General features: G+C 68.5%; 11 protein-coding genes. 3 read left to right on the top strand and 8 right to left on the bottom strand.

Features of this window, described 5'->3' with window-relative positions:
- The first annotated feature begins 1 nt into the window (after position 1).
- The 3 genes from MTBUT4_RS09560 to MTBUT4_RS09550 are packed head-to-tail and all read left to right on the top strand — an operon-like array spanning position 2 to position 2,570.
- On the top strand, positions 2–946 hold the full coding sequence (locus MTBUT4_RS09560; RefSeq protein ID WP_173979459.1) for a putative sugar O-methyltransferase: 945 nt from the start codon (positions 2–4) through the stop codon (positions 944–946).
- Complete coding sequence (gph, locus tag MTBUT4_RS09555; RefSeq protein WP_173979458.1) at positions 943–1,608, top strand: phosphoglycolate phosphatase; 666 nt, start codon at positions 943–945, stop codon at positions 1,606–1,608. Before MTBUT4_RS09560 ends, gph begins: the two co-directional genes overlap by 4 nt.
- On the top strand, positions 1,605–2,570 hold the full coding sequence (locus tag MTBUT4_RS09550; protein ID WP_173979457.1) for a phosphoglycerate dehydrogenase: 966 nt from the start codon (positions 1,605–1,607) through the stop codon (positions 2,568–2,570). Before gph ends, MTBUT4_RS09550 begins: the two co-directional genes overlap by 4 nt.
- A gap of 6 nt (positions 2,571–2,576) precedes the next feature.
- On the opposite strand, the gene MTBUT4_RS09545 is transcribed toward MTBUT4_RS09550, so the two are convergent.
- From MTBUT4_RS09545 to MTBUT4_RS09510, 8 genes are all read right to left on the bottom strand, one after another.
- Positions 2,577–4,370: an ABC transporter ATP-binding protein gene (locus MTBUT4_RS09545; protein WP_173979456.1), complete on the bottom strand. Its 1,794-nt coding sequence runs from the start codon at positions 4,368–4,370 to the stop codon at positions 2,577–2,579.
- Positions 4,367–6,082 (bottom strand): hypothetical protein, encoded by a 1,716-nt coding sequence (locus MTBUT4_RS09540; RefSeq protein WP_173979455.1) that lies wholly within the window; start codon positions 6,080–6,082, stop codon positions 4,367–4,369. Before MTBUT4_RS09540 ends, MTBUT4_RS09545 begins: the two co-directional genes overlap by 4 nt.
- Positions 6,083–6,092: 10 nt before the next feature.
- Complete coding sequence (locus tag MTBUT4_RS09535) at positions 6,093–6,728, bottom strand: HAD family hydrolase (protein ID WP_173979454.1); 636 nt, start codon at positions 6,726–6,728, stop codon at positions 6,093–6,095.
- Between the two features lie 3 nt (positions 6,729–6,731).
- The gene (locus MTBUT4_RS09530; protein ID WP_173979453.1) at positions 6,732–7,646 is read right to left on the bottom strand and encodes a dihydrodipicolinate synthase family protein; all 915 of its coding nucleotides are present in this window, start codon (positions 7,644–7,646) and stop codon (positions 6,732–6,734) included.
- Positions 7,643–8,353, bottom strand: coding sequence for a cytidylyltransferase domain-containing protein (locus MTBUT4_RS09525; protein ID WP_173979452.1), 711 nt, complete (start codon positions 8,351–8,353; stop codon positions 7,643–7,645). Before MTBUT4_RS09525 ends, MTBUT4_RS09530 begins: the two co-directional genes overlap by 4 nt.
- 4 nt (positions 8,354–8,357) lie before the next feature.
- Positions 8,358–10,217: a B12-binding domain-containing radical SAM protein gene (locus tag MTBUT4_RS09520; protein ID WP_173979451.1), complete on the bottom strand. Its 1,860-nt coding sequence runs from the start codon at positions 10,215–10,217 to the stop codon at positions 8,358–8,360.
- 101 nt (positions 10,218–10,318) lie between these two features.
- On the bottom strand, positions 10,319–11,950 hold the full coding sequence (locus tag MTBUT4_RS09515; RefSeq protein WP_173979450.1) for an aldolase catalytic domain-containing protein: 1,632 nt from the start codon (positions 11,948–11,950) through the stop codon (positions 10,319–10,321).
- A gap of 79 nt (positions 11,951–12,029) precedes the next feature.
- Positions 12,030–12,935 (bottom strand): class I SAM-dependent methyltransferase, encoded by a 906-nt coding sequence (locus MTBUT4_RS09510; protein WP_173979449.1) that lies wholly within the window; start codon positions 12,933–12,935, stop codon positions 12,030–12,032.
- Positions 12,936–12,974: the final 39 nt, after the last annotated feature.

Here is a 12,974-nt window from a genome sequence, read left to right as displayed (position 1 = left end):
GATGCTGACGGGCCTCGACGCCCTCAGGGCCCTCGAGGCCGAGGCGGATGCCGGGGAACGTAGCCAGTCGGCCTATTGGCGCGACGGGGTCAAGGAATTCAGCGTCCAGGCCGACGGCACCGTCACCGGCTCAAGCGTGCTGGGCATGGTGTCGCGCAAGCGCGGCGCCTTCAACCGCTTCGCCCACTGGGTGCTGCAGGCGCCGTTCCGCCGGATGGGCCGCCGTTTCGCGCCGCTGGCGCAGGCGCTGGCCATCGGCCATGTCATCGCCGAGCGCCAGCGGCGCGCCTACACCTACGACCTGCTGCGCCACTCGCTGAGCCTGGCGCTGATCCGCCACCACCTGCCGCTGGATCGCGACGACCGCGTGTCCTGCGTCATCGGCGACGGCTACGGCATGATGGCGTCGCACCTGCTGCTGGACCGGCCCGGGCGCAAGGTGGTGTCGGTCAACCTCACCAAGCCGCTGCTGCTGGACATGGTGTTCATCGCCCAGGCTTTGCCCGGCATCGGCATCGCCCTGGTCCGGAGCGAGGCCGAGATGGAGGCCGCCCTGGCCGATGCGGGGGTGCGGGTGATCGCGGTGCAGGCCGACAATGCCGCCGCCATCGCCGCCGCCCCCGTCGATCTGGCGGTCAACATCGTCTCCATGCAGGAGATGGACCCGCCGGTGGTGGCCGAATATTTCCGCCTGCTGCGGGCGACGCGGTCGGACCGGACCTGCTTCTACTGCTGCAACAAGCTGTGGAAGCGCCTGGTCGACGGCACCGAGGTGAAATTCTCGGACTATCCCTGGCGCCCGGGCGACCGCATCCTGCTGGACGAGGTCTGCACCTGGAGCCAGTGGGTCTATTCCAAGATTCCGCCCTTCTGGCACTACCGCCGCGGCGACTGGCGGGTGATCTGGCACCGGCTGGCGTGGCTGGACAAGGATGGCGGGCGATGAGGCCGGCCGCCATCGTCTTCGATCTCGACGGCACCCTGATCGACAGCGCCCCCGACGTGCGCGCCGCCCTGAACCGGCTGCTGGCCGAGGAAGGGCGGCCGAAGCTGACCCTGGCGGCGGTGCAGGACATGGTGGGAGAGGGCGCCGGGCCGCTGATGGAGCGGGCCTGGGCCGCCACCGGCGCGCCCGCCGACCGGGGCGCCGTTCCCGCCCTGGTGGAGCGCTACCTCGCCCATTACCGCGCCCATCCCGCCGACGAGACGGTGGTGTTCGACGGCGTGCGCACGCTGCTGCCTCGCCTGCGCCAGGCCGGGTGCCGGCTGGGCGTCTGCACCAACAAGCCGCACGCCATGACCCTGGTGGTGCTCGCGGCCCTGGGCCTGGCGGAGCATTTCGACGCCGTCCTGGGCGGCGACTTCCCGCGCCGCAAGCCCGACGGCGAGCATGTGCGCGAGACCCTGCGGCGCATGGGCGCCGACGGGCTGCCCGCCCTCTATGTCGGCGATTCGCGCACCGACGTGCTGGCCGCCCGCGATGCCGGAATGCCGGTGGTGTGCGTCGATTGGGGCTATGCCCGCATGCCGGCGGCCGAGTTGGGCGCCGACCGCCTGCTCGGCCATTTCGACCACCTGCCCGCCCTGATCGAGGAGCTGCTGGCATGAGGATCGCCGTCGCGTCCCGTTCGTTCTCGCGCCATCCCATCCTGCGCGCCGAGCTGCTGGCCCGCCATCCCGACGCCCGGATCACCTTCAACGACGAGGGCCTCAGCCTGAAGGGCGAGGCGCTGGTCGCCTTCCTCGCCGGCCATGACGCCGCCATCACCGCGCTGGAGCGCCTGGACGAGGCGGTCTTCGCCGCCCTGCCTGAGCTTCGGGTGGTCGGCAAGTACGGCGTCGGGCTGGACATGCTGGACCTCAAGGCCATGCGCCGGCGCGGATTGCGGCTGGGCTGGACCGGCGGGGTCAACAAGCGCTCGGTGACCGAGCTGGTGATCAGCTTCGCCATCGCCCTGCTGCGCCACGTGCCGCGCGGCAACGCCGAAGTCCGCGGCGGTGAATGGCGCCAGCTGATGGGCCGGCAATTGTCCGAGCGCACGGTGGGAATCGTCGGCTGCGGGCATATCGGCAAGGACCTCGCCCCGCTGCTCAAGGCCTTCGGCTGCCGCGTGCTGGCCCACGACATCCTGGACTTCCCCGACTTCTACCGCGCCCAGGGCGTCGAGAAGCGCGGCCTCGAGGATCTTCTCGCCGAATCGGACATTGTCACCCTGCACCTGCCCGGTGGAGCGGGAACCCGCAATCTGCTCTCGGCGGACCGGCTGGCCTTGATGCGCCGGGACGCGATCCTGATCAACTGCGCCCGTGGCGGTCTGGTCGACGAGGCGGCGTTGAAGGCGATGCTGATGGATGGGCGGCTGGCGGCCGCCGGCCTCGACGTCCTCAACCGCGAGCCGCCGGACGATCTCGAGCTGCTTCGGCTTCCCAATGTCCTGGTCACCCCGCATATCGGCGGCAGTGCCGAAGAGGCGGTGCTGGCCATGGGTCGCGCCGCCATCGAGGGGCTGTCGCGGAACGCAATTCCCGAGCCGGGCAGCGAAGTCTGGTGCGCCGCCGGCCTGGACTGACGCCGTCTATTCGGCCACGGCGGTGGCGAACTCGCCGTGGCGCACCAGCTGGCGGAAATCCGGGCAGGTTTCCATCAGTTGGCCGTAGGACCCCACCGCCGCGATGCGCCCACGATCCAGGAATACCAGCCGGTCGCAGCAGCGGACGGTGCTCAGGCGATGGGCGACGATGAACAGGGTCTTCTCGCCGGCCAGTTCGTCCAGCGCCTGGGCCACCAGGAACTCCGTCTCGTTGTCCAGCGCCGAGGTCGCCTCGTCCAGCACGATCACGGGCGGTTCCCGGTAGAGCGCCCTGGCGATGCCCAGGCGTTGCCGCTGGCCGCCGGACAGGCGCATGGCGTTCTCGCCCAGGATGGTGTCCAGGCCGTTGGGCAGGGAGCGGGCGACCTCGGCGAGATGCGCCCGCTCCAGCGCCGCCCAGACCCGCTCCTCGCTGATCGCCTCGTCGGCCAGGCCGAAGCCGACGTTGCGCCGAAGGGTGTCGTCCAGCAGGTAGACGTGTTGCGGCACATAGCCGAGGCAGGCCTGCCATGACCGTGTCCGGCCGGCAATATCGACTCCATCCACCAGCATCCGGCCCGACGTGGGGGGCAGCAGGCCGAGAATGATTTCCACCAGCGTCGATTTGCCGGCGCCGGACGCGCCGACGAGGCCCACGGATTCGCCATGCCCGACCTTCAAATTGACGTCGCTGAGGGCCTGGACCTCCGCACCGGGATAGCGGAAGCCCACCCCGTCCAGGTCCAGCCCGGTGCGGAACACCAGCGGTGCGACGTCGCTCCCGTCGTTCTCCTCGGGTTCGCCGGCCAGGGCGGCCAGGTCGCGATCGACCTGGCGCACCGAGCTTTCGCGCTGGCGCAGTTCCCCCAGGTACTGCAGCACCCGGTTGAAGGACGGCAGCAGGCGGATCGAAGCCAGAGCGAACACACCCAGGGTGGGCAGCATGCCCTCCAGCGTGCCGCGGGTCAGCAACAGCGCGATGATGGCGATGACGAAGCCGAGGATCAGCGCCGCCTCGAGCATCAGCCTGGGGATGTGCTGGAAGGTGAAGGAGCGGGCGCGGTACTCGGTATCGGTCTCGGCCGCCGCCCGGAACACCTGCTCGAAATGGCTTTCGCAATGATGCAGCTTGATCGAGCGTGACGAATGGAAGGCCTGGGTGGTGACGCCGATCAGGCGGTGCTCGGAGCGCAGCAATTGGCTGCCGAAGCGCTGGAAGATCGGCCCGACGATGCGGTGGAAGGCGAAGGCCAGGATGCCCACGACCACCGCCCCGCCGGCAACCACCCAGGGCTCCACCAACACCAGGACCAGCCCGGTGGCACCCATCAGCAGCAGCTCGATCAGGATGTTGAGGATGACACGCACCGATTCGAAGGCACGGTAGCTGCTCATCACCGTATTCTGGAGGGTCATGGTGGAGGACGAGGTCAGGCAATGCAGGTACGGGCGCCGCAATTGGTGACGGAACACCCCGCTCTGGAATTCCGCCATCATCACCGCCGACCATCGGTTCGTGGTCCGTATCAGCAGCCAGACCGCCAGGGTCTTGCCCAAGAAGAACACGGCGAAGGCGAGTGCGGCCAGAATCAGCAGGGTGCGCTGTTCCATGCCCGCCAGAAAGGGAAGCCACTGCGCCGCCAGCTCGGGGGCGCTCACCAGCTTCATCAGGACCAGGACCAGGCCGAGATTGGCCATCTCGAACAGGGCGGTGGCGATCATCATGGCCAGCAGCAGGGCGAGCCTGGAGCGGTTGCCGCGATCGACGAACGAGAAGATGGTACGGATCAGCGATATCACCGGTTCGCTCCCCAGCGGTCCGGCAGGCCAAGATCGGCCCGGATGAAATCAAGGAAATGCCGGCCCGACAGATCGACCAGCGAGGCGTGCGCGGCGCGGTCGAACGGCGCGCCGCCGTCCTCGAATCCGCGCAGGCGGGCGACCACCGCCTCGGGAGTAGTCTGGCACAGGCCGGGGAAATCGCGATAGAGGCAAGTGCGATGGTCCGGCGCGACGTCCAACATGACCGCCGGCACGCCGAGATGGATGGACTCGGCGATTACGGTGGACGCATCCGACACCACGTATCGAGCCCGCGCCATCAGCTCGCCGGCATCGCCGGTCTCGACCTCGACGTTGGCAAGGCCCTCGCCCATTTGGGCGCAGAACGGCCCGAAACCAGGGTCTTCCCGGCCCAGCTTCGGCTTCACCACCACCCGGAGTTGGGGAAAGGCGATGGCGATGCCGCGGACCGTGGCGGCGAATTCCGGCTGACGCAGGCAGATATTCCCGAAGATCGCCACCACGTCCGAACCCTGCCGAGCTCCGGCCGCCAGCTGCTCCCGCGTGAACCCGAAACTGCCCACCGGCTGGACCTTCATGTGCGGTGCCCAGGTGGTTCGATAGAGCCGGTCGATGAGGTGCAGGCCGAAGACGTAGAAGACGTCGAAATCGACGTAGCGGCGTCGCGGATTGAGGTCGGCCAGCGCCTGGATGCCGTGCATCAGCCCCAGCGAACGGGCGCCGATGCGGTGAAGCTCCTGGGTGCGCAGGATATGCTCGACATTGTACTCGTCGCGGCACCACATGTGGCGGGGGCGGTGGCGCTGCAGCAGGGCGCGGATGCGGATGCGCTTGTGGGGCAAGGCGGCCAGGGCGAAGAAATGGGCCGGTGCGCTCCAGTACCAGCGGCGCAGAATGGCGAAGGTGTGGACCAGGGCCAGGACCGCCGCCGCCGCCGCCTGGCCGGGGGTGAACAGCCCGTCATCGGCCTCGCAGGCGGGAAGACCGGCACCGCAGGGCACCGCCGCCGGATCCATGGTCGGATTGCGCTTGACCAGCAGCACCGGGCCACCGTCCGCGGCCTCGGCATAGACCCGGCAATCGCGGGCATCCTTCAGATAATCGGCGGCCAGGAACCATTCGCGGGGCTCGACCCGGCGCCGGATGCGCGGCGCGATCCAGGCCCAGCAGGCCAGTACCATGGCAAGCGCCAGCAGACCGTTGAGCGCCACGCCAAGGATGTGTGCCGACCTCGGCCCCGCCGCAGGCCTGCCGGTCCAGGCCGAGTCGAGATCCGCCGCGTCGCGCCAGCGCCCCGCCACGGTGACGGTGCCGCCATCCGCGCGCGCCGCCTTGAGAAACATCAGCTGGGCGTAGCGGTCCTGAAGGTATTTGCAGGTCACCTGCTTGTAGGCCATGCCGTAGGCCGGATCCCTGTCCGCCTCGGCGAAGCGGTAGCGGACGTTCTGCCATGGCTCAAGGTCGGCGAACAGGTCCTCCAGGCTGGACAGGTTGGGATTGCGCACCATGGCATCCATGGCGGGAAACAGGGTGGCGACGGTCTGGGCGCGGCCGGCGGCGGCCAGGACGGAAAGCAAGCGCTCCAGCGGCCGCCGCAGCGGCGGCAGGGCCGGATCGACCGCCAGCACGGCCGGCCGGCGACCGAGAGCCGCCGCGACAAGCAGGCGCGGCAGGGTCAGCTCGGTCAGCACCAGGAAGTCGCGGGCCATGGCTGTCGCCTTACCGCGCCCCGAGGAGACGGGTCAGGTCCGGCACGACCGTGACATCGGCCGGGAACGGCGACGGGGCACCGGACGGCACGCGTCCGATGAAGGCGGCCCCGACCTCCACGGCGGCCCGGTGGTCGTTGGGGCGGTCGCCCACGAACAGGATGTCGGCCGGCGCCACGTTCTCGCGGCGGCAGACGTCGCGCAACAGGTCCGACTTGGCACGCGGCGCACCCATGACGTCTCGGAACATTCCGCTCCATCCCCTTTCGGCAACGATCCCGCGGACTTCGTCCTCGGGCGCCGCTGTCACCACATAAAGGGGCAGGTCGCAGGACTGCGCAAGCGCCATGAAGCCGGGGACCGGCGGGCTGGCCCGCATACCAGCCGCGACCAGGCCGGCATACCGCGCCACCAGCCGGTCCGCCTCAGCGTCTTCGGCCTGCCGTCCGAAGGCCAGCCGATAGAGACGTCGCACCTTTTCCGGTCGGGGGACGCCGGGCGTCGAGCGGTGTTCGACCAAGATCCGGTCGCGCACGTCGTCACCGATGCCTTCGAACAGCCGGCCATAGGCCTGGTCCTTGACATCGACCGATTCGAGGATGACGCCGTCGAAATCGAGGCATAGGACAGAACAGGTCCCGCCCATGGTTCAGGCGAGGTCCGGCACGCCGAGTTGGCGCAGGTCCTCCACCAGACGATCCATCGTCCCCGCGTCGATCGAAGGCCAGGGCGAGCGCGAGGTGCCGAGCGGGTGACCCATGCGGGCCAGCAGGGCGTGGCTGGCCGGCGCCTGTGGACCGAAGGCGCCGAGCAGGCGCCGCGCCGCCATCAACTTGCGCTGAAGGGCGGCGCCCTCGAACACATTGCCCGCCGCCATCGCCGCCCAGGACTGGGCGGCCAGGCGCGGGAAACACACGGCGGCGCCGGCCATGCAGGCCTGCAGGCCGTAGGCGGCGGCATAGGCCATCGCCGAGGTGTTGCCGGGAATGATCTCGGCGCTCAGTCCGCGCTGGGCGAGAAGGTCCTGGGCTTCCAGAATCCAGCCGGGATCCTTGGAACCGTCCTTGACGCCGGCAAGGCCCGCCTCGACCAGCGCCACGAACTCCTTTGGCGTCATCAGCACACCGGTGGTGCGAGCGTTGTTGTACAGGTAGAGCGGTAGCCTGGTCGCCTTCGCCAGGGTCGCGAAATAATTCCGGTAGTCGTCGAACGAGAAGTATTTGGCATTGCTGTAATACAGCGGAACCACGCTGGCCGCCGCGTCGGCGCCCTCGTCCTCGGCTAGCTTTGCCAGGGCGGCGGCATCGGCGGGCGAGAAGGCCGCCACCTGGATCAAGACCTTGACCCCATGGCGGCGCCCGGCCTGGCACCAGCTGCGGGTCAGGCGCCGACGCTCGTCCATGTCCAGAAGGGCGAAACCGCCCCAGGTGCCCAGGCAGAACATGCCAGTCACCCCGGATTCGGCCTGCCACGCGGCGAAGGCGTCGCACCGGCCGTCATCCAGCCGGCCGTCGGCATCGAACGGCGCCATCGGCGTCGATAGCACTCCGGAGAAACGGGTCATGCCTCGGTCCTTTCGTCGTGGGGCGGAAACAGTGCCGCCGCCATGGTCAGCTGTACCGGATAGTCGATCGCCACGCCACGCTCGCGCGGGCACACCAGGGGTACAGGGTCGGGGCCGAACAGGTTCCGCCCCGGTGACGCGAAGCCGGCAACGGTGTCAACCAGGACGATGTCGTTCCAGTGAAAGCTGGCGGCATGGGCCTGCTTGCGGGTGACGGCGGGGCCATCGGTGGGAAACACCGGCACCAGCGTGTCGTCCTGGATGGTCCACGACAGCGCCGGGGGATACATGTTCTCGCTGACCGAAACCACCGTGCGGCGGCGGCCGTGCAGATCGAACAGGCGCAACGCCTCGGTGATGTCGCTGGTCACCCGCAGCGGCGCGGTGACCTGAAGCAGCACCATCACCGTGTCACCCGGCAGATCGCTCGCCGCCGCCACCTGTCCGATCACCTGCAGGACGGTGGCGGTGTCGTTGGCCAAGTCCTCCGGGCGGCGGGCGAGTTCGAACAGTGGGCGATCGGCCACCAGATCGGCCAGGCCGTCGTCGTCGGTGCTGACGAAAACGCGCTGGAAGCACCCGCAGCTCTCGGCCAGGTCCAGTGTCCAGGCGGCCATGGGGCGCCCGTGGAAGGGCTGCATGTTCTTGTTGATCACGCGCTTGGAGCCCTTGCGCGCGGGAATAAGGGCGACGACCGGGGCGGCCATGGCGTTAGCGCCCCTGGCGCAGCGGCAGCATGCCGTCGGGCTCGCCGGGAACCGGGCCCAGGTCCTCGACGATCTTGCGCAACGACTTGTACTCGTACTTGAACACCTTCTTGCGCCATGGGTCGGTGATGCGCTTCCACATCCAATCGACCAGCAGGGAAAAGGCCTTGGCCTTGCCATCGGTGCGGATCGTGCGGGCGAAGGCGATCAGCGTCACGAAGTGGCGCAGCCGGTAGAACAGGGCGGGATAGAAGGTCATGGCCAGACCCGGCTTGTCTGAGCGCAGCAGCCGCGGCAGCACCGCAAGCGGCAGGGGCCGTCCCTGCTTCATGGCTTCGAGATGCGGCCCCAGAATCCGGGATGCGATGGAGGCGGTACCGGAATGGTAGCCGCCGATGTAGCGGATGTCGCGGGCGATGGTGCGGAAATAGTGCTCGGCGCCATACTTGTTATAATAGTTGAAATATACCTCGATGGAGATGAACTGCCGCCAGGCAAGCCAGCGCAGGCGCGGGGTGTCGGTGAAGTTGATCGCCACCTCGGGGTCGCAGGCGTCGCGATTGGACATGGACAGCAGGTACTGCTCCTCGCCGTCCAAGCCCGGCTTGATGTAGCCGTGGTGGCGGGCGTACTCGTAAAGGGGCGTGCCCGGCAGCGCCTGCGCATAGCCGACCGCGAACATGTCGGGATTGAGTTCGGGTGACAGGGTGGTGCCGAACTTGATGTAGTCGATGGTCTCGCGGACCGTTTCCTCGGTCTCGCCGGGCATGCCGAGGACGAACTGCATGCCTGTCGGGAAGCCCGCCTCGATGGCGTTGCGCATGGCTTGGTAGTTCTGTTCGGCGGAGACCTTCTTCTCCATGATGGCGAGCATGCGCTCCGAGCCGGTCTCGTTGCCATAGGACAGGTTGACGCAGCCCGCCTCCTTCATCCGCCTGATCCAGTCGGGGGTCAGCGTGTTCGCCCGCACGCCGCCGGCGCCCCAGATCACGTCGCGCTTGGCGATCTCGTCCAGGAACTCGCCCAGCCAGCGCTTGTCGGCGCCGAAGGTCTCGGCGCCCATGTACAGGAAGCCGACATTGTAGCGCTCCATGATATGGTCCAGACGCTCCATCACCGTTGCCACCGGGAGATGCCGGATCCCCTTTTGGTTGCGATGGCAGAAGGTGCAGCGGGCGACGCAGCCCTTGACGCAATTGAGCACGGCAAGCCGCTTGCCGGCGCGGTGGGGCTGGTAGGTGCGAGGATCGCGCAGATAGGGCCAGCAGGCCTCGCCCTTTTCGTTGAAGACGGGATGAATGTAATGGTCGATCAGGCCGGCCCGCTCGATGTCGGCCCAGTCGTAGTTCCAGGCCTCCTCGGGCGGCAGCTGTTCCTCGTCGCCGGTGTTGACCAGCCGACGCTGGGAGTCGAGCAGAACCATTCCCGGAATGTCGTGGAACTGGCTCAGGTCGCGGGTGCTCCGCAGGCGAAGCAGGATGTTGGTGAATACCTTCTCGCCCTCGCCGGGGACGCAGATGTCGGTGGCGGTACGCTTGAGAAGAAGCTCGGCCGCACTGGCGAGGTTGCCGCCCACCACGATCAACGTGTCCGGCAATGCCGCCCGGACGTCCGCGGTCAGCTCCTTCACGAACTTGTAGGCGGTGGAGACCACTGCGCTGATGCCCAGCACGTCGGGACGGAAATCGACGATGCGTCGGATTGCCTCCTCGCGGCTGGGGCGCAGGGCGTCAATGTTGAAGAAGTCGTACTCGAAGTCCGGGCCGGCGTTCTGGCGGGCGTAATTAATGACGCTCAATGCACCCACCGGCGGGAACGTCGTCGCGTAATCCCGGTTCGGCGTGGTGGCAATCATGACCTTCATGAGGCGTATTCCCGAAATCCGAAAAGGACAACGCCGACAGGCGTCCGGTCGGTCTATAGCCCAAGCGCTCCACCGAATGCAACCATCCGTCCCCTAAGGATTTATCCGTCGCCGACGGCATACACCGACGACTGCGCCACCGGATAGCTGGTCGGGGTCAGCGCCAGCAGCGGCGCCAGGCCGGCCGCCTCGTAGGCGTGCAGCACCTCGGTCATGACGTGCTGGCGCGGATCGCTCGCGGCGAAGCCGTCGAAGCCGGCCAGCAGGATGCGCCTGGCCCCGCCGGCATTGGCCACCGCCAGGGCATAGGCGGCCGGCAGCAGGTGGGGAATCTCGCACTGGGTGGCGCCGGCGGAGAAGCCGCTGCCGATCGCCAGACCGTAATCGTGGGTGGGGATGCCGGCCAGCAAGGCGGCGGTGGCATCGTCCAGCAGCCCCAGCGGGGTGATCAGCGGCCGTCCCATGGCGTGGTAGAGGTCGGATTCGATGGCCAGGCGGCGGGCGTTGCTGGTGACGTAGGCGTCCACCGAAGCCGGTGGCAGCACGCCCTTGGCGTTCAGGCACAGCACCAGCGGCCTCTGCCGCTCCACATAGGCGGCCAGCGCCTCGGCGTGGCGCTCGGCGCCCGGGCCGGGGGCCAGCAGCAGCACGTCGCGGCCCTGGGCGAAACCGGCCGCCGACCAGCTGCCGGTGGTCGCCGCGGCGCCGCTGGCCAGCGCGCTCTTCAGCTTCTCGCCGCTGAAGTGCGACCCCTCGGCCTGACCCAGATGCAGCAGCGCGGCGATGATCTCGTCCGGCCGGTAGCGGTCGTCGGCCAGCATCATCTGCACGTAGGTGGGATGCACGTCGTGGACCGCGGACAGATAGTAGAACAGGCCCGGCCCCCAGTTGTAGCGCCGGTGCAGCTTGGCAAACTGATCCATCACCAGCGGGAACAGCGCCTCGGGCGACAGCCGGGAAAGGCCGCGCCGGGCCAGCTCGATCAGCAGGTATTCCATGCGGGCGTTGCCGGCACCGCGGCCCATGCCCAGCACCGTGCCGTCCAGCCACGTCACCCCTCCGTCCAGGGCCGCCAGGCTGTTGGCCAGGGCGTTGCCCATGTTGTCGTGGGTATGCACGCCCAGCGGGCCGCTCCAGTGGCGGCGCAGGATGGCGACGATCTCGGCGATGTCGGCCGGCGACATGTTGCCCAGGGAATCGGCGAAGTACAGCACCTCGACGGCGCCGAAGCCCGTCACTGCGAAGTTGGCCACCGCGCGGGCCGCCGCCTCCAGCTCGGCGGCGCGGCTCGCCGACGACTGCATCAGGTTGAAGCCGATGCGGTAGCCCAGCGCCGCCAGGCGCGCCACCAGCCGCCCGCATTCCGCCACCTCGGACAGGTGGGCGGCGATGCGCACCATGGCCACCGGCGATTGGGCGCGCGGCGCGAACAGCGTGTCGACGGCCGCCGCCGGATCGCCGCCGGACAGCAGGTCCTTGGCGTTGACCATGACCGCGATTCCCAGGCCCTCGGGCAGCGGCAGGCGGGCCAGGAATTCGTCGGTGGAATAGGCGTAGGGGCCGAGGAAGCGCGCCTGCGGCGGCGAACGGAAGCCGATTTCGACCATGTCGATGCCGGCCAGGCGCAGGGCGCGCAGATAGGCGGCGACCAGATCGCGGTCGTAATCCCAGTCGTTGTAGTAGCCGCCGTCCCGGAGCGTGCAGTCCAGAAGGGTGACCGGCTGAAGCGTCATCGACCTGTTCTCCTCCGGCGCCGGGACCAAGGCCCGCGCCCGGAATGATTAGACGGGTTTGGGGCCCGAAGGCAAGCCATCAGGCCGGCTTGGTGGCGCTGACATACCAGGCGAAGCCCATCAGCTCGCCCAGTTTCAGCTCCATGGGCGACTGGATCGGCCACGGCTCGCCATAGACCAGCACGCCGCCGGGATGGGTGCCGTATTTCTTGATCTGGTACTTGCGGTACAGGCGCCCCAGCTTGGGCACCAGGTACCAGTAGAACTCGCCCTTGCGCATGGCGACGCCCTGGAATCGCCCGAACAAGGCTTCGATGCCGGAGCGGGTGTAGCAGCGGGTGATGGGGTTGGCGACGCTCTGGCGGTTCTTGCCGCCCCATTCGGTGGCCTTGCCCAGCCAGTCGCGGTCGCGGAACAGCTGGCCCTGCAGCAGGCCGACGGGCAGCACCATGTTGATCCAGTAATGCCACGAGCTCTTGCAATAGAGCAGGATCACCGCCTTTCCGCCCGGCTTGAGCACTCGGTACACTTCCGAAATGGCCTTCTCGGTGTCCAGGGTGTGGTGCAGCACGCCGTTGGAATAGACGATATCGAAAGCGCCGTCGGGGAAGGGCAGGGCCTCGGCGTCGCCCTGCAGCGCCTGGCAGCCCTCGGCCAGCGCGCCCAGCAGGCGGAACTTGGCATTGGTGGCGCGGGCCCGCGCCGCCGTCAGGTCGACCGAGGTCATGATGGCGCCGTGGCGCGCGAACAGCGCCGAATGGCCACCGGCGCCGGGGCCGATCTCCAGCACCCGCTTGCCCTTCAGCTCGGCCAGAGGCATCTCCACCACCGCCATGTGGCGGCGCAGGCGGAACATGTCCTCGAGGTCGTCGATGGCCGACAGCAGGGCGTCACGGGTCAGCCCCCGGTCCACGTCCTCGTACAGCGAATCGTAGAGCGCCTTCCAGAAGGCCTGGATGTCGGACTTGGTGGCGGGGCTGGACATGGCTTCCGGGCAGGGTTGCGGCGCGATCCTCTATAGCGT

It is taken from the genome of Magnetospirillum sp. UT-4 (assembly GCF_902729435.1).
Classification (GTDB): Bacteria; Pseudomonadota; Alphaproteobacteria; order Rhodospirillales; family Magnetospirillaceae; genus Magnetospirillum.
The sequence above is the reverse complement of the archived record's forward strand: the minus strand, read 5'-3'. Positions and strand labels throughout refer to the sequence as shown.